Here is a 21,791-nt window from a genome sequence, read left to right as displayed (position 1 = left end):
AAGGCTGCTTCGGCGACCCGCAGCACGAGACTGTGACCTGCGTCTCTATTCGCCAGGGTGCCGTGGCCACAGCCCCCTCGGAAACATCCGGTGTCCAGGAGGCCGCCGCGATCACAGCCAGGGGAGAGGCGCCCCCGGCAGGATTCGAACCTGCGACACCCGCTTTAGGAGAGCGGTGCTCTATCCCCTGAGCTACGGAGGCTTGTCGTCGCTCGCCGGAAGAGCTTAGCGGACGGCACCTACAGAGTAGGGGAACGGGAGGGGCGATCGCTCCAATTAAAGATGGGGATGACTGGGCCAACTAGGCCGAGTCGGTGTCGGTCGGTACGCTTCCGTCCGTGAGCGGGCGGCATAAGGCACGCGGGGAGACGCGGCGGAACCGGACCTACGTCGTCGCCGGCGCGGTCGGTATGGCCTTCGTGGTGGTCCTGGGCTTGATCGTGGCGGGAGGCCGGGGCGGGACGGAACAGCCGCGGACGCGGCCAGAAGCGGTTGGGGCATTGTCGGAGACGCCGCGGGTGGCTCCCGAGACGCATCCCACGCGGGGGGAGTACGTGCCGCCGAGGCCGTCGCCGACGACGCAGGCGCCCGCGCCGGTGCAGCGTCCGAGGACCCGGGAGGGCCGCAAACCGGAGCGGCGCGCTCACCGCGAATGTCCTCGGGGATGGCCGGGCGTCCCGTTCCTGAGGGACTGGTGTCGGCGTCACGGTTACCGGACTCGGTGAAGTCGTCTGTGAACTTGTAGTAACGTTCCTGCCGCTGTCGTGCTTTTGGGCATCAGGAGGAACTCACTGTGCCAATCCCCCGGTCGGCGCTGCTGACCGCGGTCTTCCTGGTGATGGCGGTGGTGGTCGCACTGCCGGGAGGGGCCGCCGCGCGCGAGGATCCCGTACAGGAACTGCGTCGTTCGGCGGCCAAGGCGCGCTCGGATCTGCAGAAGGCCACGGAGCAGATGGAGGCGCGCAAAAAGGAGCTGGCACGTTCCCAGGACAAGCTGCGGGCGACGCTCAAGGACCTGGCGAAGGCGGAGGCCGAGCTCAACCGGATCCGGGGACCGCTGGCAAGGCTGGCGAACGCCTCGTACCAGCAGCCTGGTGCGGCCGGATCCATGTCGATCTTCGGTGCGGGCGACGCGGGCGACGCGCTGCGGGTGACCGCGGACGTCACCCACATCGCCAACGGGCAGCAGGCCCTGGTCCGGCAGGCCGACGAGCTGCAGCGGCGCCGGCAGCAGCTGGCGTCCACCGCCCAGGACCTCCAGTCACGGAACGCGGTGGAGCAGACCCGGCTGCAGCAGGAGGTCGACGCCCTCAAGCAGAAGTCATTGCAGCTGACCAAGCAGCTCACGGCCAAGCTCAAACGGCTGGAGGCCGACCGGGAACGGCGCTTGCAGGCCCTGTGTGACAAGAGCCTGGCGTCGGGCGCCCGCAGGTTCCCGAACGGGCTGATCCCGGCCAAGTACCTGTGCCCGCTGCCGCAGAAGGGCGAGCAGCTCAGGGCGGACGCCGCGCTGGCCTTCTACAAGCTGAACGCGGCGTACAAGCGGCGGTTCGGACGCGACATGTGCGTCACGGACTCCTACCGCAGCCTGGCCGACCAGCAGCGGGTCTATTACCAGCGGCCCGGGTTCGCGGCGGTGCCGGGTACGAGCAACCATGGCAAGGGGCAGGCCCTGGACCTGTGCGGCGGCGTGGAGAACGCCAGCACCGCCCAGTTCAAATGGTTGGAGGCCAACTCGCGCAAGTACGGGTGGTTCCATCCGGCATGGGCTTACAGCAACCCGTACGAGCCCTGGCACTGGGAGTACGGCAACGAGAGCGAAAGCTGATCGCGCCGAATCGGCCACCGAGCTTCCCGGCGGGCTGATCGGCAACATTCCTGGCGGGCTGTGCCAGCGGTGTTTCCCCATGGAGCGGCCGCCGACGTTCCCGACGGACGGGCCGGTGGCGGCGTTCTCGGCGGGCTGGTGGGTGGTGTTCCCGGTGGAGGGGACGGCGGCGTTTCCGGCGGGGTCGGTCTGCGAGGTTTCCCCAGCGGGACGGTTCGGCGGTGTCTATCGATGGGTTGGCTGGCGGCGTTTTCAGCGGGCCGGTCGGGGGTGTTTGCCGTCGGGTCGGCTGGCCAGGGGTGTTCCCGGTGGATCGGTCGGCGGTGATTTCTGGCGGATCGATCGGTGGCGTTCCTGGCCAGCCGATCGGTGGTGCTCTCGGTGGACCGGCCAGAGGCGGTTTCCTGCGGACGGGGCGGCGGCGGTTCTGGCGGGCCGACCGGTGACGGTTTCCGGCGGTCGGCCCGCCGGACGTCAGGAGGCCGCTGCGGTGGTCAGCTCCGACGTGCAGAACTTGCACCGGGTCGCCTTGATGGGAATGTCGGAGAGGCAGTGCGGGCAGGGCCGCTCGGTCGCCTCCTCCGCTCTGATCATCCGCGCCATGACCTTGGCGATCGGCAGGACCACCAGGAAGTAGACGACCGTCGCCACGATCAGGAACGAGATCAGCGCGGTGACGAAGACCCCGAAGGGGAACTTGGTGCCGTTGAGGGTGAACGCCAGGTCGTCGAAGTTGGGCTTGCCGCCGACAAGGGCGATCAGCGGGCCGATGAAGGCGTTGACGAAGGCGTTGACCAGGCCGGTGAACGCCGCGCCGACGACGACCGCGACGGCCAGTTCCACCAGGTTGCCGCGGAACAGGAATTTCTTGAAGCCGCTCATAGATCCTTCCGATGGTGACTCTTGGTGATGAAAAGAGTGCGGAAAGACGTTATCAAGGCTTGGTGATGGTAAGCGCAAGGTGGGGGCCCGCCCCCGCCAGTGCTGCGGCCTGTGAACGGTCGGCCGCCAGCACGACGAGCGCTCCGTTGCCGCCCGTTCCGACCTGACCGCCGGGGATCGCCACGACCGGCGCGGACGCGACCACCAGGCGGGCGCGGAGCGGCCCGCGGGAATGGGAATCCGCCCCGAAACCATCGGTGTCCGGCGGCGCCAGCACGTCCACACGGTCGCCCCTGCGCAGGAGCCGCACCGAGCCCGCGTCGGCGATCCGCACCGGCGCCGCGACCGTCCCCGGCCCGTAACCGCCCAGCAGGCCCGGAGAGATCAGCCGCACGTCCGTGAGCGGCTCGCCTCGCCGCATCGGCCCGGCCAGGACCCCTCCAGTGGCAGGCGCGCGCAGGACGCCTGCGGGCACCGCGCTCGAAGGCACCGTTGCTGGACGGAGATCTCCCGCACGCAGGGTCGTTCCGCCGGGGAGGTCTCTCGCCGCCACCAGGATCGGTGACCCGTCCACCGGACGCGGTTGCAGGGCCAGCAGCGTGAAGCCCGTTCCGAGCGCGGCCAAGACCGCCGCGAGAGGCCGCCGGTACGCACCTAAGCGGCCACCCATGAGACTCCCCTTCCGGGATAGGTGTCGTCTGAGCACGTGTGCGTGAGATTCACTGACATGTGTTGCCGTCCTTCTAGTTGGTTCGTCGTCGCTGGTTGGAGCCCCGCGCGAGGCTTGGTGGGCATGCTGAGGGTGCTCTCGGCAGCCCCAGGGCGCCGTCCGACGCCCGTGATATGTCGGTCGCTGGTCGGGATGGGCGGTGTGTCGCTGGTTTCTGGAGCGGTTGGGGGTGCTCGGCGCTCTGAGCGGGGGTGCCTGGACGGGTGGCGGTCGTGTCGCCGGTCGCAGCGGCTCGGGGCATTCGCGTTCTGTACGCCGTGGTGTGTTGCGGGTGTCCGGCGGTTCGTGGTTTGTGGAGGGCTGTCGGTGAGGCGTTGGCGTTGGTCAGGCTGTGCTGTTCTGTCGCTGGTTTCAGGGCGCGTTTGGGCGATGTGGGCTCAGCGTTTTGAGTGGGGTGGCCTTGCTGCTGGTCGTGGCGGCTCGGGGTCTTCTGTGCTCCGTTCTCTGTGGGTGTGTTGGGGGTGCCTGGTGGTTCTCAGATGACGGTGCAGTCGCTGGCCGTTGGGTTGTGCGGTGGCTTGCGGAGCGTGGGTTGTTGGCCGCGATTCGCTGGGTGGTTGGTGGCTGGTTTGGGTGATGTCACTCGGGTCTGGGGAAGGTGCTGGCGGTCGTGCGCGATTGGTGGCCGCATGGCTCGACTGCGGAGCGTTGCGGTGAGGGCATTCGGGTGTATCGGCTGACGATGGTGGGGACCCGGCTGGGCAGATGTTTGGTCGGCTGTACGTGCTGGAACTGCATCCCCCGGCTGGGTTTGCGGTTTGTTCGTGGCTGGCTGCTGGTGAAGGTGTTTGGGTGTCCGCGTTTGGTTGTGTTCTGGTGATGGGGTGGGCGGGGGTGTGATCAGGGGAGGGGGATGGGGAGTTTTATGCCGTCCAGGGAGTGGGGGCAGGGGCAGGGGCGGTTTTGGGGGAGGGACTTGATGACTTCGGCTACCAAAGGGCGGAGGCGGTCGATGTTCTCGCCGAAGACGCGGAAGACCTCCTCCATCGTCACGCCCTCGCCCTCTTCGATTCCGGCGTCCAGGTCGGTGACCAGGCAGAGCGGGGTGTAGCAGAGGGCCAGTTCGCGGGCCAGGACGGCTTCGGGGTGGCCGGTCATGCCGATCAGCGTCCAGCCCTGTGCGGCGTACCAGCGGGACTCGGCGCGGGTGGAGAAGCGGGGGCCCTCGATGACGACGAGGGTGCCGCCGTCGACCGGGGCCCACTGGGCGGTGCGGGCGGCGGCGAGGGCGGTCTGGCGGCCGGTCGGGCAGTACGGGTCGGCGAACGACAGGTGGACCGCGGCGCCCTCGTCGTAGAAGGTCTGGACGCGGCTCTGGGTGCGGTCGACGAGCTGGTCGGGGACGGCCAGCGTGCCGGCGCCGTAGTCGGGGGTGAGGGAGCCGACGGCGCTGGGGGCCACGATCTGGCGGACGCCCAGGGCGCGCAGGGCCCAGAGGTTGGCGCGGTAGGGGATCCGGTGCGGCGGGTGGCGGTGGTCGCGGCCGTGGCGCGGGATGAAGGCGACCCGGCGGCCCGCGATCTCGCCGATGGCGATGGCGTCGCTGGGCGGGCCGTACGGGGTGTCGGGCCGCACCTCCTCGATGTCGTCGAGGAAGGAGTAGAAGCCGGAGCCGCCGATGACCCCGATCTCGGGCTGGGACGTCGTTTGAGCCATGCCGCCGACATTAACGAGCTGCCGGATCCCGGCGGGAGGCCCCTCGGGGATTGTGGATAACTTGCCGAAGGGGCCCGGCCGACGGGCCGGGCCCCTTCCGGTCAGCCGACCGGGTCCAGGACCTTGGCCTGGTCGGAGTGGGGCGTTGTGGTGGGCTTGGCGAGGCGGCTCGGGGCCCAGATGCGCCGGCCCAGGTCGTACGAGAGGGCCGGGAGCAGCAGGGACCGGACGATGATGGTGTCGAGCAGGACGCCGAAGGCGACCACGAAGCCCATCTCGGCCAGGCTCACCAGGGGCAGGGTGGCGAGGGCGGCGAAGGTGGCGGCGAGCACCACCCCGGCGGAGGTGATCACGCCGCCGGTGACGGTGAGGCCGCGGATGACGCCGCGGCGGGTGCCGAGGTGCTGGGACTCCTCGCGGACGCGGTGCATGAGGAAGATGTTGTAGTCGACGCCCAGGGCGACCAGGAAGATGAAGGCCAGGAGGGGGAAGCCGGAGTCGGTACCCTCGAAGCCGAACACGTGCTGGAAGATGAGCGCGGAGGCGCCCAGCGAGGCCAGGAACGACAGCACGACGGTGGCCATCATCAGCAGCGGTGCGACCAGGGCGCGGAGCAGGGCGACGAGGATGAGGAAGACCACGGCCAGGACGATCGGGATGATGACCTTGTTGTCGCGGTCGGCGGCCCGGTTGATGTCGAGGGTGGTGGCGGTGGTGCCGCCGACCTTGGCGTCGGCGCCGGGGACGGCGTGGACGGCGGTGCGGAGCCGGTCGATGGTGTGCTGGGCCGCCTTGCTGTCGGCGGAGTCGCGGAGGGTGGCCTCGTACTGGACGAGTCCTCCGACGGTGACCGGTTCGCCGAGTTCGGCGATGCCCCGGGTGCCGGTGACGGCGGTGGCCACCTGGGGTGCGGCGGAGGCCTTGGCGATGACGACGGCGGGCGAGCCGGAGCCCGCGGGGAAGTGCCGGGCGGCGACCTCGGCGCCGACGATGGAGTCGGGCTTGTCGACGAACTGGCCGGCGTCGGAGAGGCCGTCGGCCTTGAGCGAGGTCAGTCCGAGGGTCATGGCGACCAGGCCGACCGCGGTGACGGCCCAGATGACGCGGGGGCTGGCGCTGACGAGGCGGGCGATGCGGCTCCAGACGCCGTGCTCGGACTCGTACGCCTCGGGCTTGAGGTACTTCTCGTCGTGGCGGGGGACCAGCGGCCAGAAGATCCAGCGGCCGAAGATGACCAGCAGGGCGGGCAGCAGGGTGGTCATCGAGGCGAGCGCGGTGACGACGCCCGCGGCGGCGACCGGGCCCAGGCCGGCGGTGGAGTTGAGGTCGGCGGCCAGCAGGCACAGGAGGCCGACGGCGACGGTGGCGGCGGAGGCGACGATGGCCGGGCCGGCGCGGTGCAGCGCGTAGGCCATGGCCTCGTGCCGGTCGTGGTGCCGGTGCAGTTCCTCGCGGTACCGGGCCACCAGGAGCAGCGCGTAGTCGGTGGCGACGCCGAAGACCAGGACGGTGAGGATGCCGGCGCTCTGCCCGTTGACGGTGAGGCCGGCGTGCTTGGCCAGGAGGTAGACCACCGACTGGGCCAGGCCGAGGGCGAAGACGGCGCTGAGCACGGGGACGAACCAGAGCAGCGGGCTGCGGTAGATGAAGAGCAGCAGGATGATCACGACGCTGCCGGCGGCCAGGAGCAGGAAGCCGTCGAGGGTCTCGAAGACCTTGAACATGTCGGCGCCGCCGCCCGCGGGCCCGGTGACGTGCGCGTCCAGTCCGGGCGGGCCGCGCTTGGCGAGGTCGCGGGCGTCGTCGACGGCCTTGACGACGTCGACGTCGGTCAGCGGGACGAGGGTCTGCAGCGCCTTGCCGTCGCGTGAGGGGAAGGGGCCCTGCGGCTGCTGGGCGCCGGGGAGCTTGGCGAACGCGGCGGTGTCGGACCTGGCCTTGGCCTGGTCGGCCGGGGTGACGCCGCCGGAGCGCTCGTAGACGATCACGGCGAGCATGGTCTCGTCGGCGCGGAAGCGCTCCTGCAACTCGACGACCTGCGTGGACTCGGCGCCCGCGGGCAGCCAGGAGGCGGCGTCGTTCTCCTCGACCTCGCCGAGCTTGCCGGCGAGCGGGCCGAGGGCGGCCAGCAGGACGACCCAGACGGCCAGGACGGCCCATTTGGTGCGTCTGCCGGCGATCACCGCGGTCAGTCGGTGGGCCCATGTCCGGGGCGGGCTTGCGGAACTCATCGTCTGCTCCCAGGGAATCTCAAGATATGTCGCGAGAGACCTTAGATTGTCTCTGTTTCCGAGAGTTGTCAAGTAATATCGCGAGTTGCCTCGGCGGGTCCGGCGGCGCGTTCTCATCGTCGCCGCGAGGGCGCCGGGCGCGCGTCCGGCGGAAGGAGTGAGCGCGCGTACCTCTCCAGGGTCATCGCGGCGGCCGCCGCTCCCCCCTGAGAAGTAGGGCAAAGCTCTGGAACCGGACTCAGGTGAACGTGGTCCAACGGGACGGAGAAGATCCGAAGACCCACTCACTCCGATCCGACGGGGGACCGGTGGACACCGTGGTGTGGCGGGCGGCCTCGCTGCTGCTCTCGTACCCTGACCAGCGCCTGTACGACCGGCGGCCGATGCTGCGCACGGCGGTCGCCGACCTGCCGGACGGGGTCGCGCGGCGCCGCCTGGACGCCTTCCTCGACCATCTCGACCGGACCCCGCCGATGGGGCTGACCGTCCACTTCCTGGACGTGTGCCGCGGCGGGCGCCTCCTCCTTCTGGCGGATCACCGTGAGGAGGAGGAGCGGCGCATGGCGCGGGCCCGTCTCGCCGACCTCTACCGGGCCTACGACCACGACATGGACGACGAGCCTCCGGACTCCCTGCCGGCGATGCTGGAGTACGCGGCGCTGTGCGCGGACGACTGGCTCCTGCGTGAGCATCAGGTCGCCCTGGAACGGCTACACGCGGCCCTGGACGCGAAGGGCAGCCCTTACACGGTTCTCGTGGAGGCGGTGCGCGCCACGCTCATGCGGCCGCCGAATACCGCGAGGCGAGTACATACTGCGAGAGGTGTACGCGGCTGCGTCGCGCGCGCAGGGCGCGCCCACAGGGACCTCGCTCTCGCGACGTTCCTTCAGGACGGGGAGCGTTCGTAACGCCGAATGGCCGGCGGTTCACGCCGGCTGGAAACGGGACGATCGCGGCAGGCCCGTCCTGGACGGGCCTGCCGGAACCGGGCTCAGGCCACCTTCTCCGAGGAGGACGAGGAGGAGGTGGAGGAAGAAGAGGACGACGACGTCGAGTCCTTGGAGCTCGAGGACGACGAGTCGGGCTTCTTGGCGTCCGAACCGCTCGACGACGAGGCCGCGGTCGAGGACGACGACGAGCCGGAACCGCGGCTGTCGGTGCGGTAGAAGCCCGAGCCCTTGAAGATGATGCCCGCCGCCGAGAAGACCTTGCGGAGACGGCCGGTGCACGCCGGGCACTCGGTCAGCGCCGCGTCGCTGAACTTCTGCACGACCTCAAGGGGTTCGCCGCACTCGGTGCAAACGTACTGATACGTCGGCACGGTTTCCTCCTCGCCGCCTCAGCCCGGGCTGATCCCGTGCTGGCACTCAACTCAATCGACTGCTAATCGTACCCGTGCATTGAACACGATTCGCCGCCGCCCTGTTCCCGGCCACCCCGTCAGTGGCCGGTCTCGCCGAACCAGCCGGCCAGCTTGCCGCGCCGGCTGACCGCGCGCAGCCGCCGTTCCGCCGCGTCCCGCACCTTGTCGGTGGAGACGACCAGGAGGGTGTCGCCGGCGCGCAGCGAGGTGGTGGGCTCGGGGACGAAGCTGCTGCCGTCCCGCACGACCAGGGTGACCGAGGCGCCCTGCGGCAGCCGCAGCTCGAAGATCTCCACGCCGTTCAGCTGGGAGTCCTGGGGGACCCGGACCTCCAGCAGGTCGGCGTGCAGTTCCTCCAGCGGGGCGGCCTCCACGTCCAGTTCCCGGGCCTCCTCGTCGGGCTGCAGCCGGCACCAACGCGCGGCCAGCGGCAGCGTGGGGCCCTGCAGCGCGGTGAACAGCACCACGATGTTGAACACGATCGCGAACAGCGCGGCGGAGCCGGGGACCTCCTCGACCATGGGGATGGTGGCCAGCACGATCGGGACGGCGCCGCGCAGCCCGGCCCACGACGCGAAGATCTTCTCTCCCAGCGAGAGCTTGAAGCCGATCGTGGACAGCATCACCGACAGCGGCCGCGCCACCAGCAGCAGGACGGTCCCGATGGCCAGGGCGGGGATGACCTGCCCGGGGAGGTCGCCGGGCGAGGCCAGCAGTCCCAGCAGCACGAACACGCCGATCTGCGCGAGCCAGCCGATGCCCTCGGCGAAGCCGCGGGTGGCGGGACGGTGCGGCAGCCGGGAGTTGCCCAGGACCAGCGCGCTCACGTACACGGCGAGGAAGCCGCTGGCGTGGGCCAGGGCCGCGGCCCCGTAGGAGCCGATCGCCAGCGACATGACGGCGATCGGGTAGAGGCCGGAGGCGGGCAGCGCGACGCGGCGCAGCACCAGCGCGCCGAGCCAGCCGATGAGGATCCCGATGATGCCGCCGGCGACCAGCTCGTACACCATGACGGCGGCCAGTTCGAGCAGGTTGGGGGCGGCGGCGTGGGTGCTGAGCGCGATGACGACGATCACGACGGGAGCGTCGTTGATGCCGGACTCGGCCTCCAGCAGCCCGGTCAGCCGGGACGGCAGCGGCAGCCGGCGCAGTACGGAGAACACCGCGGCCGCGTCGGTGGGGGCGAGCACGGCGGCGAGCAGGAACGCCAGCCGCCAGTCCATGCCCAGCATCCAGGCGGCCGCGACCGCGACGACCACGATGCTGATCAGCGTGCCGATGGTGGCGACGGCCACGGCGGCGGGGACGGAGGGTTTGACGTGCCGCCAGTTGGTGGTGATGCCGCCCTCGGCGAGGATCAGGACGAGGGCGGCGAGCCCCAGGATCTCGGCGAGTTCGACGTTGTCGAAGTTGATGTGGAGCGGGCCGCCCTCGCCGATGAACAGGCCGATGCCCATATAGGCGAGCAGCGTGGGCAGCCCGAGGCGGTGGGACAGCCGTACAGCGACGATCGCGCACAGTACGAGGCTGGCCCCGAGGAGTAGCCAGATGTCGAGATGCACATCCCACCCTTCGGGTCGCGGAGCCGAGGGCCGGCACGGAAGCTGATCGTTTAGGGATCCTACAGATACATGTGCTGATCACATAATGTCGGCTGACGGGACGGGGGCGGAAACGGCGCGGTGGGGGCCTGTTCAGCGCCGTCTGACCTGCGGATCTATTCCGTTTACGACATTTGTCACAGGGCGTCCGGTGACCGCCGCTCCGACGTTGTCCCGCACCGCCGAGATCACCTTGATCTGCGCCTGCCCGGTTCCGCCCGCGACATGCGGTGACAGCAGCACGTTCTCGTGCGAGCGCAGCGGATGACCCGCGGGCGGCGGCTCCGCCTCGAACACGTCCAGCGCCGCCCCGGCCAGCCGCCCCGACTCCAGCGCCGCCAGGATCGTCTCGTCCGGGACGATCCCGCCGCGCGCCACGTTCACCAGCAGCGCCTTCTCCGGCAGCAGCGCCAGCCGGTCCGCGTCCAGCAACCCGGCCGTGTCCGGGGTCAGCGGCAGCGCCAGCACGAGGATGTCGGAGCAGGCGAGGAGGTCGTCCAGCTCCCGGTAGGTCGCCGCGGCCTCCGGGCGGCGGCGCCGCGACCAGTACGACACCGCGCAGCCCAGCGCCCCGAACAGCCGGGCCGCCTCCACCCCGATCGGGCCGAACCCGACGATCCCCACCCGCTGGGTGTGGATCTCGCGGGCGCCGAGGGCCAGCAGCTCCTCCTGCGGCCATCCGCCCTCGCGCACGCCCCGGTCGGCCCGCACCAGGTGGCGGCAGAGCGCGAACGCCGCGCCGACCGCCCATTCCGCGACCCCGCGGGCGTTGGCGCCGGCGGCGTTGGCCACCGGGACGCCCGCGGCGGCGAGCGCGGCGGTGTCCACGGAGTCGGTCCCGACGCTGGGGGTCTGCACGAACGCCAGCCGCGGCGCCGCGGCCACCGCCTCGGCGTCCAGCCGCAGCAGCCCGGTGTAGTCGGCGACGATCAGCTCGGCGGCCGGGAGCGCGGCGAACAGCCCGTCCCGGTCCCGGACGGCCGGGAAGAGCAGCTCCACCGCGTCGCCGAGCGGCGCCAGCAGCCCCTTCATCAAGTCCTCGCCGATCGGGGCGAGGGTGAGGATCCGCCACGGTGCCGTCATCTGAGACCTCCGGGATGTGGGTCCGGTCACGGGGCTGTCATGCTAGATCCACACCGGAGCGACGTCCCGTTTCAGGCGAGGCGCACCAGGCCCTCGGACGGCGTCACGGCCGCCCGGACGTGCCGGTCGTGCGGCTCGGCGGGCAGCCGGTCGACCAGCTCGCCGTCGTATACCAGACCGACCGTCAGGATCGCCGGACCGACTCTGGCCAGCGCCCGGTCGTAGGACCCGCCGCCCCGCCCGAGCCGCACCCCCGCGCGGTCCACGGCGAGGGCCGGGGCCAGCACGACGTCGGCGCTCGCCACCGCGTTCGCCCCGCGCGCGGGCTCGGTCGGCTCCAGCAGCCCGCGCGGCCCCGGGGCCAGCGAGTCGGGGCCCTCGTAGGACGCCCAGTCGAGGTCGCCGTCCGGCAGCAGCCTCGGGAGCAGCACATACGTCCCGCGCTTCCACAGCGCGAACAGCAGGCCGCGGGTGTCCGGCTCCGTCCCGACCGACACGTACGCCGCGACCGTCCCGGCCATCTCCAGCTCCGGCACGCCGAGCAGCGCGTCGCGCAGCGAGCGCGCCGCCGCGGCGCGCGCCTCCGGCTCCATGGCGGCCCGCCTGGCCAGTAGTTCCGCGCGGAGGCCGGTCTTAGGGGCGATCTGCTGCACGCTGCGCTCCTCCGAGATGACTAAGGTCTGTTCATGGCCGACTTCGAACCTGTTCTCAAGGCGGTCGTCCCGGCGGCCGGCCTCGGTACCCGATTCTTGCCCGCCACCAAGGCGACTCCCAAAGAAATGCTGCCCGTCGTCGACAAACCGGCGATCCAGTACGTCGTCGAGGAGGCGGTCGCCGCCGGACTCACCGACGTCTTGATGATCACAGGCCGGAGCAAGCGGTCCATCGAGGACCACTTCGACCGGGCCTACGAGCTGGAAGAGGCGCTGCGCGCCAAGGGCGACGACGAGCGTCTCGGCGCCGTCCGCGAGTCCAGCGACCTGGCCATCATGCACTACGTCCGGCAGGGCGACCCGCGCGGCCTCGGCCACGCGGTGTACTGCGCCCGCCAGCACGTGGGGAACGAGCCGTTCGCGGTGCTGCTCGGCGACGACATGATCGACGCCCGCGACCAGCTGCTCACCCGCATGATCGACGTGCGGCGCCGGTACGGCGGCAGCGTGGTGGCGCTCATGGAGGTCGAGCCCGACCAGGTCTCCGCCTACGGCTGCGCCGCCATCGAGGGCACCGACGAGGACGACGTCGTCAAGATCACCGACCTGGTGGAGAAGCCGCCCGCCGGCGAGGCCCCCAGCAACTGGATCATCATCGGCCGGTACGTCTGCGACCCCGCGGTCTTCGACGTCCTGGAGAAGACCCCGCCCGGCCGCGGCGGCGAGATCCAGCTGACCGACGCGCTGCGCACCCTCGCCGACATCCCGGTCGAGAACGGCGGCACCGTCTACGGGGTGAAGTTCCGCGGCCGCCGCTACGACACCGGCAACAAGCTGGAGTACCTGCGGACGGTCGTGCAGTTCGCCTCCGAGCGGCCCGACCTGGCGCCCGAGTTCATGCCCTGGCTGCGCGAGTTCGTGGCGCGGCACGGCGTGGAGACGTCCGAGGAGTCGTGACGGCACGTCACACTGGGGAACCGTGGGCATGAGAACGGTCGACGAGCATCTCGCGGACATCCTGGCCGCCGTGCCGGTGGTGCCGCCCCTGAGCGTGGCCCTGCTGGAGGCGCGCGGCGCGGTCCTGGCCGAGCCGGTGGAGGCGCCGGTCCCGCTGCCGCCCTTCGACAACTCGGCGATGGACGGTTACGCGGTGGTCGCGGCCGACGTGGCCGCGGCCAGCGAGGCCGATCCGGCGGTGCTGCCCGTGATCGGCGACATCGCGGCGGGCGATCCGGGCGTGTCGGCGATCCGGCCCGGGCTGACCGCCCGGATCATGACCGGCGCGCCGATGCCGGCCGGGGCGGACGCGGTCATCCCCGTGGAGTGGACGGACGGCGGCGCCGCCACCGTCCGGATCACCCGTCCCGCGCCGCCCGGCCACTACATCCGGCGGGCCGGCGAGGACGTGCTCGCCGGCCAGGTCGTGGTGGACGCGGGCACCCGGCTCGGTGCGACGCAGCTGGGCATGCTGGCCGCGGTCGGGCGCTCCCACGTGCTGGTGCGGCCCCGGCCGCGCGTGGTCGTGCTGTCCACGGGCACCGAGCTGCGCGAGCCCGGCTCGCCGCTGGCGCCCGGCGAGATCTGGGACTCCAACAGCTTCATGCTGACCGCCGCCGCGATGGAGGCGGGCGCGGTCGGCTTCCGGCAGGAGACCGTCGGGGACGAGCCGGAGAAGGTCCGCGAGACGATCGAGGACCAGCTGGCCCGCGCCGACGCGATCGTCACCTCCGGCGGCGTGTCGATGGGCGCCCGGGACGTGGTGAAGGAGGTCTTCACCGCGGAGGGCGCCGGCGGGCCGGTGGTGTTCGGCAAGGTCGCGATGCGTCCGGGCAAGCCGCAGGGGTTCGGGCTGCTGCAGGGCACGCCGATCTTCACGCTGCCGGGGAACCCGGTGAGCGCCTACGTCTCGTTCCAGGTCTTCGTGCGGCCCGCGCTGCGCGCCATGCAGGGCCTGCCGCCCGAGCCGCTGCCCACGGTCGGCGCCGTGATCACCGAGGACGTCAAGTCGCCGGCCGGGATGCGGCACTTCATGCGCGGGCGGCTGTCGTACCACCGGGGTACCTACTCGGTGACCCCGGCCGAGGGGCAGGGGTCGCACCAGCTGCGGTCGCTGTCGTCGGCCGACGCGCTGATCGTCCTGCCCGAGGACGCCGAGGCGGTCCCGGCCGGCTCCACCGTCGACGTCATGAGGATGCCATCATGAGCCTGGGTTCGGAATTCACCCATCTGGACGCGACGGGCGCGGCGCGGATGGTCGACGTGTCCGCCAAGGACGTCTCGACGCGCACCGCGACCGCCACCGGGTTCGTGCGGCTCGCCGCCGGGACGGTCGCCGCGCTGCGCGCCGGGGACGTCCCCAAGGGCGACGCGCTGGCGGTGGCGCGGATCGCCGGGATCATGGCGGCCAAGCGGACGCCCGACCTGGTCCCGCTGTGCCATCCGATCGCGCTGCACGGCGTCGAGGTGACGCTGGAGGTGCGGGACGACGGGGTGGCGATCGACGCGCTGGTGCGCACCGCCGACCGGACGGGCGTGGAGATGGAGGCGCTGACCTCGGTGATGGTCGCGGCGCTCGCGCTGATCGACATGGTGAAGGCGCTCGACCCGGGCGCGGTGGTCACCGACGTGCGGGTGGAGGAGAAGACCGGCGGGAAGACGGGGGTGTGGCGGCGTGGCGGCTGACGCGGGCGGGGCCCGGCTGCTGCGGGTCATGGCGGTCACGGTGTCCAACCGGGCCGCGGCCGGGATCTACGCCGACAAGTCCGGCCCGGTGCTGGTGGAGCTCCTGGAGGACCTCGGCTGCCAGGTGGACGGCCCCGTGGTCGTCCCCGACGGGGAGCCGGTCCTGGAGGTGCTGCGGGACGCCGTCGAGCAGGGCTACGACGCCGTCGTCACCTCGGGCGGCACCGGACTCACCCCCACCGACCAGACCCCGGAGATGACCCGGCGGGTGATCGAGCGGGAGGTCCCCGGGATCGCCGAGGCGATCCGGCTGGAGGGCCGCGACAAGGTGCCCGCCGCGATCCTGTCGCGCGGGCTGGCCGGGACCGCGGGCCGCACCCTGATCGTCAACCTGCCCGGGTCGACCGGCGGCGTCCGGGACGGGATGGCCGTGCTGGGCGGGGTGCTCGCGCACGCCGTCGACCAGATCCGCGGCGGCGACCACCCGCGTCCCACCGGCTGAGCCCCTCCGACCCCGCGGTCAGCCGTTCAGCACCGGCGTCCCGGCCAGGGTGACGCCCGCCGAACGCAGCTCCTCCAGCGCGAGCTCGGTGGTCTCCGGCGACACGCCCGCGGTGAGGTCGAGCAGCACGGTCGTGCCGAGCCCGGCGCGGACGGCGTCGGCCGCCGTGGCGCGCACGCAGTGGTCGGTGGCGATCCCGACGACGTCGACGCGGTCGACGCCGCGCTCGCGCAGCCAGTCGGCCAGCGCCTCGTCCCGGTCGGTCGCGCCCTCGAACCCGCTGTAGGCGGCCGTCTCCCGGCCCTTGCTGAACACCGCCTCGATCGGGCCCAGCGACAGGTTGGGGTGGAAGTCGGCGCCCTCGGTGCCGATCACGCAGTGCGGCGGCCAGCTGGCGGCGAAGTCGGGGGTGTCGGAGAAGTGCGCGCCGGGATCGAGGTGGAAGTCCCGCGTCGCCACGATGTGCCGGTACTCCGGCCGGTGCTCGGCGATGTGCGCCGAGATGGCCGACGCCACCCCCGCGCCGCCCGCCACGGCCAGCGAACCGCCCTCACAGAAATCGTTCTGCACGTCCACGATGATCAGAGCCTTGCCCATGCTCACTCTCCTCCTGCGACGTCGTACGGGGTTCGGTTCCCCAGCGAACCGCGCGGTTCTTCGCAGGAATCGTTCTGCACGTCCACGATGATCAGAGCCTTGCCCATGACCACTCCTTGATCAGGTCCCCCGAAGATCCCCGGTATCCCCGGACACTGATCGACGCTACCCCAGCGGGCGCGGCCCGCCCTCGACGAACTCGGTCGGGATCGCGGGCGAGCCCTTGGACAGCTGCAGCGCCGTCGGCGGCAGCTCGCGCAGCGCCCGCGCGTGCCGCTCCCGGGCCTCGCCCAGGGGCTCGCGGCCGACCACGACGCCGTCGCGGACCAGCGGCGCGAGCAGCACCCGGTCGCGCGGGCCCGGCGCCGGCTCGCCCGTGGCGATCACCTCGGCGTACGCGGTGCCGTGCGCGTCCAGGCGGCGCACCGCGGACTTGCGGCCGCCGCGCGTCGGCTTGCCCGTGGACCGCTTGGCGACCGGGCGCATCGGCGCGTCGCCGCCGGGCCCGTCGGCGCGCGCCACCAGCTTGTAGACCAGCGACGCGGTCGGCGCCCCCGACCCGGTGACCAGGGACGTCCCGACGCCGTAGCCGTTGACGGGCGCGGCCGCCAGCGCGGCGATGCCGTACTCGTCCAGGTCGCCGGTGACGACGATCCGGGTGTCGCGGGCGCCCAGCGCGTCCAGCTGGTCGCGCACCTGCCGGGCCATCACGCCCAGATCGCCGCTGTCGATCCGCACCGCGCCGAGCGACGGCCCCGCCAGCTCCACCGCGGCGCGCACCGCCCGCTCGACGTCGTAGGTGTCGACCAGCAGGGTCGTGCCCTCGCCGAGCGAGGCCAGCTGCGCCTTGAACGCGTGCCGCTCGCTGTCGTGCAGCAGCGTGAACGCGTGCGCGCTGGTCCCGGCCGTGGGCACCCCGTACCGGCGGCCCGCCGCCAGGTTGGAGGTGGTGCCGAACCCGGCGATGTACGCGGCGCGCGCGGCGGCGACCGCGGCCATCTCGTGGGTGCGGCGCGACCCCATCTCGATCAGCGGCCGGCCCTGGGCGGCCTGCGCCATCCGGGACGCCGCCGACGCGATCGCGCAGTCGTGGTTCAGGATGGACAGCGACAGCGTCTCCAGCAGGACGGCCTCGGCGAACGTCCCCTCCACCACCAGGATCGGCGATTCCGGGAAATAGCACTCGCCCTCGGGGTAACCCCAGATGTTCCCGGAGAACCGGAACGACTCCAGCCATTCCGCGGTGGGCTCGTCCACGATGCCGCGCGAGGTGAGGAACTCCAGCGCGGGGCCGTCGAAGACGAACGCCTCGATCGCGTCCAGCAGCCGCCCGGTCCCCGCGACGACGCCGTAGCGGCGGCCCGCGGGCAGGCTCCGCGCGAACACCTCGAAGACCGCGCGCCGTCCCGCCGTCCCGCTGCTCAGCGCGGCCTGCAGCATGGTCAGCTCGTACTGGTCGGTCAGCAGCGCCGTGCCGCCGCCAAGGTCGCCATGGTCCACAGGTGGAACCCTAAGGCCCACTGCGGGCACCATGGACGTGCAGGCCACCACACCCCAGGACGGCGCGGGGCAAAGCGGATGTGCAGGCCACACCTGCTGACTCCTGGGGCGGCGCGGGGCGAAGTGGACATGCGAGCCGCACCGCCGGACTCGGGGCGGCACGGGGGCGAATAGCATCGGTGCGGTGGGCGCACGGACTCGGCGGGGAAGGGACGGTCGCGAGGAGATGACGGGCGCGAGCGGAGCGGGCCGATGAGCACGGCACCGGCACCGGTCGAGCTGGAACGGCCGGACGTCGGGGAGGACCAGAGCGCCGACCGGCCGTGGCTGGCCATCGTGTGGAACGACCCGATCAACCTGATGTCGTACGTGACGTACGTGTTCCAGACCGTGTTCGGCTACCCCAAGCCGAAGGCGGAGAAGCTCATGCTGGACGTCCACCACAAGGGCCGCGCGGTGGTCGCCAACGGCACCCGCGAGGAGATGGAGCGCGATGTGGAGATCCTCCACTCCTACGGCCTGTGGGCGACGGTCAAACGCGACGACTAGCCGTCCCCCGGGACGGAGCCGAGTGGGACGGGGCGGAGAGCGCGATGAGCATTGTCGAGCAGACGAGGAAGGGCGTCCGGATCCGGCTGGAGGCCGAGGAGGCCGCGCTCGTCCGGGCGCTGATGGAGCAGTTGCTGGAGTTGCTGGGCGACGCGCCGGACCCCGGTGACGAGCTGGCCGCGGTCGGCATCGCCGAGAAGGCGACCAAGCCGGAGGACCCGGTGCTGGCCCGGCTGTTCCCGGACGCCTACCGCGAGGACGGGGAGGCGGCCGGGGAGTTCCGCCGCTACACCGAGATGGGGCTGCGCGACGGCAAGCGGGAGGCCGCGAACACCGTGCTGGCCTCGCTGGGCGACGTGACGTCCAAGGGCGCGGAGACGGTGCTCGGCAAGGAGCAGGCGCAGGCGTGGCTGCGGGCGCTGAACGACGTGCGCCTGGCGCTGGGCACGCGGCTGGACATCTCGGAGGAGTGGTACGAGGAGGCGGCGCGGCTGGATCCGCACGACCCGCGCACCGCGATGTTCGCCGCCTACGACTGGCTGACGATGCTGCAGGAGAGTCTCGTCCAGGCCATGTCGTGACCGTCCGCGGCGGGCGGTGACGGTGCGCGCAGGCCGGTGACCGTGCGCGATGCGGCGGTCGCGGGGGCGAACCGATGGCCGTCTCCGGCCACCCGCCCTTGTGGATTACTACACAATGTCCCGGCCTGGTCGCTTTGGGTGTTGGTACCTTGATCACTATGGCGTTCTCTGGGGCCGGCGAGGCGGTCGGCCGGATGGAGCTCGGCGACCATCTCTGCCTGCCGTACGCGCATGCCGACGAGCGGCGTGCCGTTCTGCTGGCGTACGTGCGGGGCGGGCTGGCCGCCGGTCACAAGATCGTTTATGTGGCGGAGCGGGATTCCCACGACGTGCTCCCGGACTGCCTGCGTCCGGTGCCCGCGCGGCTGGAGCCGTTCGCGGACGCGGAGCCCCCGCGCCCGGCGGCGCTCGATCCGGGGCGCGCGCTGGAGAGCGGCCGCCTGGTCCTGCGGACCGCGGCGGAGATCGCCGGGGCCACCGGCGGCTACGACCCCGACGAGCTGATGGGCCTGATCGCGACGGAGATCGAGCTGGCGCTCGTGCAGGGCTACCGCGGCCTCCGGCTGACCGGGGAGCGGCCCCTGGCGTGGCCGGGCGTCCCGGAGCCGGACGGCGCGGCGGGGGCGACCCCCGGCGGCACGGGCGCGGCCGGCGGTGCCGGCGGTGCCGGCGCGGACGCCGCGGCCCTCGCCGGCCAGGAGGCGGCCGAGCGGTTCGCCGCGTGCGAGCGCCGCATCGCGGAGGTCTTCCGCGCCACCCGCCCGCAGGCGATGATCCTCTGCCAGTTCGAGCGGTGCCGCCTCGACGCCGTCCGGCTGGAGGAGCTGGAGTCCTGGCACCGCGCCCGGGTCCGCGCCGACGACCTGTACGACGACGGGCGGCTGCGCGCCGCGCCGCTGTTCGGCCCGCCGGGGCTGGCGCTGTCGGGCCGGCTCGACGCCGCCACCCGCGCCGCGCTCGACCGCGTCCTGGCGCTGCTGCCGCCGGGCGCCGGGCTGGTCTGCCTGGAGATGTCCGGTGTCACGGCGTGCGACGAGGAGGGCCTGCGCCGCGCCGTCGAGGCCGGGCGCACCAGCGGCGGCCGGCAGCGCCAGGTCCTGCTGCGCGGGGTGTCGCCGCGGCTGGCCGGGATGCTGCGCGACACCGGCCTGGAGCGGGCGCCGGGCGTGACGATCGAGGAGCTCGCCCGCTGAACGTCCCGCGGCCGCCTGCGGAGCGGGACGCGGGAGGAGCTGAGGGTAGCCTTCGGGACATGCTGACGATCGAACGTGCCCTGGTTGACAAGATCATCGCGCATGCGCGCGCCGACCACCCGGACGAGGCATGCGGGATCGTGGCCGGACCGGAGGGGTCGGACCGGCCCACCCGGTTCATTTCGATGACCAACGCCGAGCGGTCCCCGACCTACCACAACTTCGACTCGACGGAGTGGTTGCAGGTGGACCGGGAGATGGACGACAACGACGAGGAGATGATCGTCCACTACCACTCCCACACCTCGACGGAGGCCTACCCGTCCCGGACCGACCTCGGCTACCTGCGCTCCTCGCTGGCCGACCCGCGCGTGCACCGGGTGATCGTCTCCACCCGCGACCCGCACGAGGTGGAGTTCCGCTCCTACCGGCTGGTGGACGGCGAGGCGGTCGAGGAAGAGGTCGTCATCGTCGAGGCGTACGAGTGACCCGAGCGCCCCGTGCGGCGGACGCGGCCCGCGTGGCACGTGTGACCTGCGACGGCGGCGCCGCCGGGCCGAGGTCGGCCGGGAGGGGGCCCGGCGGGCCCGGTAAACTGGGGGTCATGCGGAGCAGCGGGCAGCGAGCGGGCGCCGGGCGCCCCGGCGGTGTCCGCGGCGTCTCCGTGCGCAGGTCATCGGATCCGGCGTGCGCCGTGCCGCCCGTGCAGAGCTTCCTGTTCGGCCACTCGCGCGCCGAGGTCGTCTACGACTGTCGCTGACGCGCGATCCCGCCCGGAATTCCCCCGCGCCCCGCCCTGTTGACATGCCGTGGGCGGGGAGCCCGTACGACCTGAAGGAGATCTTCGCGATGGCGATCGAGGTCCGGATCCCGACGATCCTGCGCAACCTCACCGGCGGCGACAAGGCCGTCGACGGCAAGGGCGGCACGCTCGACGAGCTCATCTCGGACCTGGACGTCCGGCATCCTGGCCTGCGCGCCAAGCTGGTGGACGAGAAGGGTCTGCGCAAGTTCGTCAACGTCTACCTGAACGACGAGGACGTGCGCTTCCTCGGCGGGCTGGAGACCGAGGTGTCCGACGGCGACAGCGTCACCATTCTCCCGGCCGTCGCCGGCGGCTGAGCCGGGGCCCGTGCCGACATGCGCTTCGACTCACTGCTGGAATCCCTGGGCCGTACCCCGCTGGTCGGCCTGCCCCGGTTGTCGCCTAGCCCCGAGGTGCGACTGTGGGCCAAATTGGAGGACCGCAACCCGACCGGCTCGGTGAAGGACCGGCCGGCGTTCTGGATGATCGACAAGGCGGAGAAGGACGGGCTGCTGACGCCCGGCTGCACGATCCTGGAGCCCACCTCCGGGAACACCGGCATCTCCCTGGCCATGGTCGCCAAGCTGCGCGGCTACCGGATGGTCTGCGTGATGCCGGAGAACACCTCGGCCGAACGCCGCCAGCTGCTGGAGATGTGGGGGGCGGAGATCATCTCCTCCCCGGCGGCCGGCGGTTCCAACGAGGCCGTCCGGGTGGCCAAGCGGCTGTCCGCCGAGAACCCCGACTGGGTGATGCTGTACCAGTACGGGAACGAGGCCAACGCGCTGGCGCACTACGAGACGACCGGCCCGGAGATCCTGGAGGACCTGCCGTCGGTCACGCACTTCGTGGCCGGCCTCGGCACCACCGGCACGCTGATGGGCGTCGGCCGCTTCCTGCGCGAGCGGGTGCCCGGCGTCAAGATCGTGGCGGCCGAGCCCCGGTACGGGGAGCTGGTCTACGGGCTGCGCAACATCGACGAGGGGTTCATCCCCGAGCTGTACGACGAGTCGGTGCTGACCACCCGGTTCTCCGTGGGTTCGCGGGACGCGCTGCGCCGTACCCGCGAGCTGCTGGAGCAGGAGGGCATCTTCGCCGGCATCTCCACCGGCGGGGCGCTGCACGCCGCGCTGGGCATGGCGGCCAAGGCGGTGAAGGCCGGTGAGCGGGCCGACATCGCGTTCGTCGTGGCCGACGGCGGCTGGAAGTACCTGTCCACCGGCGCGTACGGCGGCACCCTGGAGGAGGCCGAGGCCCGCCTCGAAGGCCAGCTCTGGGCCTGACCGGCCGTCGCCGGGGGGCGCTTTGCGCGACTGCGGAGCCGAACGGCATACTCGAACGCGATTCTAGGAAGG

Annotated in this window: 23 protein-coding genes and 1 tRNA gene; 13 read left to right on the top strand and 11 right to left on the bottom strand. The window is 72.0% G+C overall.

Translation table 11 applies throughout. From position 1 onward, the window contains the following. Positions 1-129: 129 nt before the first annotated feature. A tRNA-Arg gene (locus tag ACZ466_RS14720) sits at positions 130-202 on the bottom strand. A 591-nt stretch (positions 203-793) separates the two neighbouring features. Here ACZ466_RS14720 and ACZ466_RS14715 point away from each other — a divergent pair. Beyond that, positions 794-1,828, top strand: coding sequence for a D-alanyl-D-alanine carboxypeptidase family protein (locus tag ACZ466_RS14715; RefSeq protein ID WP_378284652.1), 1,035 nt, complete (start codon positions 794-796; stop codon positions 1,826-1,828). 474 nt (positions 1,829-2,302) lie between these two features. On the opposite strand, the gene mscL is transcribed toward ACZ466_RS14715, so the two are convergent. The 4 genes from mscL to ACZ466_RS14695 form a co-directional block, all read right to left on the bottom strand. Then, a complete protein-coding gene (gene mscL, locus ACZ466_RS14710) occupies positions 2,303-2,710 on the bottom strand; it encodes a large conductance mechanosensitive channel protein MscL (protein ID WP_378284651.1) in 408 nt (135 codons plus the stop codon). Between the two features lie 52 nt (positions 2,711-2,762). After that, positions 2,763-3,380 (bottom strand): SAF domain-containing protein, encoded by a 618-nt coding sequence (locus ACZ466_RS14705; RefSeq protein WP_378284650.1) that lies wholly within the window; start codon positions 3,378-3,380, stop codon positions 2,763-2,765. A 900-nt stretch (positions 3,381-4,280) separates the two neighbouring features. After that, positions 4,281-5,096 carry an S-methyl-5'-thioadenosine phosphorylase gene (locus tag ACZ466_RS14700; RefSeq protein WP_378284649.1) on the bottom strand — a complete coding sequence of 272 codons (816 nt, stop codon included), beginning with the start codon at positions 5,094-5,096 and terminating at the stop codon, positions 4,281-4,283. 101 nt (positions 5,097-5,197) lie between these two features. Further along, the gene (locus ACZ466_RS14695) at positions 5,198-7,279 is read right to left on the bottom strand and encodes an MMPL family transporter (protein WP_378284648.1); all 2,082 of its coding nucleotides are present in this window, start codon (positions 7,277-7,279) and stop codon (positions 5,198-5,200) included. A gap of 356 nt (positions 7,280-7,635) precedes the next feature. On the opposite strand from ACZ466_RS14695, the gene ACZ466_RS14690 reads away from it, so the two are divergent. Further along, a complete protein-coding gene (locus ACZ466_RS14690; protein WP_378284647.1) occupies positions 7,636-8,235 on the top strand; it encodes a nitrate reductase molybdenum cofactor assembly chaperone in 600 nt (199 codons plus the stop codon). 83 nt (positions 8,236-8,318) lie between these two features. Here ACZ466_RS14690 and ACZ466_RS14685 read toward each other — a convergent pair whose 3' ends face one another. The 4 genes from ACZ466_RS14685 to ACZ466_RS14670 form a co-directional block, all read right to left on the bottom strand. Then, complete coding sequence (locus tag ACZ466_RS14685) at positions 8,319-8,648, bottom strand: FmdB family zinc ribbon protein (RefSeq protein ID WP_378284646.1); 330 nt, start codon at positions 8,646-8,648, stop codon at positions 8,319-8,321. Positions 8,649-8,767: 119 nt separating this feature from the next. Further along, entirely contained in the window at positions 8,768-10,252 is a 1,485-nt protein-coding gene (locus tag ACZ466_RS14680; protein WP_378284645.1) for a potassium/proton antiporter, read from the bottom strand. A gap of 132 nt (positions 10,253-10,384) precedes the next feature. Continuing rightward, positions 10,385-11,374, bottom strand: coding sequence for an NAD(P)-dependent oxidoreductase (locus ACZ466_RS14675; protein WP_378284644.1), 990 nt, complete (start codon positions 11,372-11,374; stop codon positions 10,385-10,387). 71 nt (positions 11,375-11,445) lie between these two features. Next, positions 11,446-12,027: a 5-formyltetrahydrofolate cyclo-ligase gene (locus ACZ466_RS14670; protein ID WP_378284643.1), complete on the bottom strand. Its 582-nt coding sequence runs from the start codon at positions 12,025-12,027 to the stop codon at positions 11,446-11,448. Positions 12,028-12,060: 33 nt separating this feature from the next. On the opposite strand from ACZ466_RS14670, the gene galU reads away from it, so the two are divergent. The 4 genes from galU to ACZ466_RS14650 are packed head-to-tail and all read left to right on the top strand — an operon-like array spanning position 12,061 to position 15,211. Then, positions 12,061-12,984, top strand: a complete 924-nt coding sequence (gene galU / locus ACZ466_RS14665; protein WP_378284642.1) for a UTP--glucose-1-phosphate uridylyltransferase GalU — start codon at positions 12,061-12,063, stop codon at positions 12,982-12,984. Positions 12,985-13,012: 28 nt separating this feature from the next. Then, the gene (gene glp / locus ACZ466_RS14660; RefSeq protein ID WP_378284641.1) at positions 13,013-14,230 is read left to right on the top strand and encodes a molybdotransferase-like divisome protein Glp; all 1,218 of its coding nucleotides are present in this window, start codon (positions 13,013-13,015) and stop codon (positions 14,228-14,230) included. Further along, positions 14,227-14,709, top strand: coding sequence for a cyclic pyranopterin monophosphate synthase MoaC (moaC, locus tag ACZ466_RS14655; RefSeq protein WP_378284640.1), 483 nt, complete (start codon positions 14,227-14,229; stop codon positions 14,707-14,709). The genes glp and moaC overlap by 4 nt, the downstream gene beginning before the upstream one ends. 28 nt (positions 14,710-14,737) lie before the next feature. Further along, positions 14,738-15,211 carry a MogA/MoaB family molybdenum cofactor biosynthesis protein gene (locus ACZ466_RS14650; RefSeq protein ID WP_378284685.1) on the top strand — a complete coding sequence of 158 codons (474 nt, stop codon included), beginning with the start codon at positions 14,738-14,740 and terminating at the stop codon, positions 15,209-15,211. Positions 15,212-15,229: 18 nt separating this feature from the next. On the opposite strand, the gene ACZ466_RS14645 is transcribed toward ACZ466_RS14650, so the two are convergent. After that, positions 15,230-15,808, bottom strand: coding sequence for a nicotinamidase (locus ACZ466_RS14645; protein ID WP_378284639.1), 579 nt, complete (start codon positions 15,806-15,808; stop codon positions 15,230-15,232). Between the two features lie 165 nt (positions 15,809-15,973). Next, the gene (locus tag ACZ466_RS14640; RefSeq protein ID WP_378284638.1) at positions 15,974-17,308 is read right to left on the bottom strand and encodes a nicotinate phosphoribosyltransferase; all 1,335 of its coding nucleotides are present in this window, start codon (positions 17,306-17,308) and stop codon (positions 15,974-15,976) included. A gap of 252 nt (positions 17,309-17,560) precedes the next feature. Here ACZ466_RS14640 and clpS point away from each other — a divergent pair, with 252 nt between their 5' ends. The 7 genes from clpS to ACZ466_RS14605 all read left to right on the top strand — a co-directional run bounded on the left by clpS (position 17,561) and on the right by ACZ466_RS14605 (position 21,719). Beyond that, positions 17,561-17,857, top strand: coding sequence for an ATP-dependent Clp protease adapter ClpS (gene clpS, locus ACZ466_RS14635; protein ID WP_378284637.1), 297 nt, complete (start codon positions 17,561-17,563; stop codon positions 17,855-17,857). A gap of 44 nt (positions 17,858-17,901) precedes the next feature. After that, on the top strand, positions 17,902-18,438 hold the full coding sequence (locus ACZ466_RS14630) for a DUF2017 domain-containing protein (protein WP_378284636.1): 537 nt from the start codon (positions 17,902-17,904) through the stop codon (positions 18,436-18,438). 158 nt (positions 18,439-18,596) lie between these two features. Then, entirely contained in the window at positions 18,597-19,631 is a 1,035-nt protein-coding gene (locus tag ACZ466_RS14625) for an MEDS domain-containing protein (RefSeq protein ID WP_378284635.1), read from the top strand. A 59-nt stretch (positions 19,632-19,690) separates the two neighbouring features. Next, entirely contained in the window at positions 19,691-20,119 is a 429-nt protein-coding gene (locus ACZ466_RS14620) for a M67 family metallopeptidase (RefSeq protein ID WP_378284634.1), read from the top strand. Positions 20,120-20,235: 116 nt separating this feature from the next. Next, a complete protein-coding gene (locus tag ACZ466_RS14615) occupies positions 20,236-20,391 on the top strand; it encodes a hypothetical protein (RefSeq protein ID WP_378284633.1) in 156 nt (51 codons plus the stop codon). 89 nt (positions 20,392-20,480) lie between these two features. Next, positions 20,481-20,753, top strand: a complete 273-nt coding sequence (locus ACZ466_RS14610) for a MoaD family protein (protein WP_378284684.1) — start codon at positions 20,481-20,483, stop codon at positions 20,751-20,753. Positions 20,754-20,771: 18 nt separating this feature from the next. Continuing rightward, positions 20,772-21,719 (top strand): PLP-dependent cysteine synthase family protein, encoded by a 948-nt coding sequence (locus ACZ466_RS14605; protein ID WP_378284632.1) that lies wholly within the window; start codon positions 20,772-20,774, stop codon positions 21,717-21,719. Positions 21,720-21,791 lie beyond the last annotated feature (72 nt).

This window comes from Actinomadura rugatobispora (genome assembly GCF_055379765.1).
The sequence above is the reverse complement of the archived record's forward strand: the minus strand, read 5'-3'. Positions and strand labels throughout refer to the sequence as shown.

Excerpts from the sequence above, each read along its gene's own strand:
- ACZ466_RS14650 (WP_378284685.1), top strand. The coding sequence starts at position 14,738 with ATGGCGGTCACGGTGTCCAACCGGGCCGCGGCCGGGATCTACGCCGAC.
- ACZ466_RS14675 (WP_378284644.1), bottom strand. The coding sequence starts at position 11,374 with ATGACGGCACCGTGGCGGATCCTCACCCTCGCCCCGATCGGCGAGGAC.
- mscL (WP_378284651.1), bottom strand. The coding sequence starts at position 2,710 with ATGAGCGGCTTCAAGAAATTCCTGTTCCGCGGCAACCTGGTGGAACTG.
- glp (WP_378284641.1), top strand. The coding sequence starts at position 13,013 with ATGAGAACGGTCGACGAGCATCTCGCGGACATCCTGGCCGCCGTGCCG.
- ACZ466_RS14605 (WP_378284632.1), top strand. The coding sequence starts at position 20,772 with ATGCGCTTCGACTCACTGCTGGAATCCCTGGGCCGTACCCCGCTGGTC.
- ACZ466_RS14630 (WP_378284636.1), top strand. The coding sequence starts at position 17,902 with ATGAGCATTGTCGAGCAGACGAGGAAGGGCGTCCGGATCCGGCTGGAG.
- ACZ466_RS14625 (WP_378284635.1), top strand. The coding sequence starts at position 18,597 with ATGGCGTTCTCTGGGGCCGGCGAGGCGGTCGGCCGGATGGAGCTCGGC.
- ACZ466_RS14645 (WP_378284639.1), bottom strand. The coding sequence starts at position 15,808 with ATGGGCAAGGCTCTGATCATCGTGGACGTGCAGAACGATTTCTGTGAG.
- moaC (WP_378284640.1), top strand. The coding sequence starts at position 14,227 with ATGAGCCTGGGTTCGGAATTCACCCATCTGGACGCGACGGGCGCGGCG.
- ACZ466_RS14610 (WP_378284684.1), top strand. The coding sequence starts at position 20,481 with ATGGCGATCGAGGTCCGGATCCCGACGATCCTGCGCAACCTCACCGGC.
- ACZ466_RS14615 (WP_378284633.1), top strand. The coding sequence starts at position 20,236 with ATGCGGAGCAGCGGGCAGCGAGCGGGCGCCGGGCGCCCCGGCGGTGTC.
- galU (WP_378284642.1), top strand. The coding sequence starts at position 12,061 with ATGGCCGACTTCGAACCTGTTCTCAAGGCGGTCGTCCCGGCGGCCGGC.
- ACZ466_RS14620 (WP_378284634.1), top strand. The coding sequence starts at position 19,691 with ATGCTGACGATCGAACGTGCCCTGGTTGACAAGATCATCGCGCATGCG.
- ACZ466_RS14700 (WP_378284649.1), bottom strand. The coding sequence starts at position 5,096 with ATGGCTCAAACGACGTCCCAGCCCGAGATCGGGGTCATCGGCGGCTCC.
- clpS (WP_378284637.1), top strand. The coding sequence starts at position 17,561 with ATGAGCACGGCACCGGCACCGGTCGAGCTGGAACGGCCGGACGTCGGG.
- ACZ466_RS14705 (WP_378284650.1), bottom strand. The coding sequence starts at position 3,380 with ATGGGTGGCCGCTTAGGTGCGTACCGGCGGCCTCTCGCGGCGGTCTTG.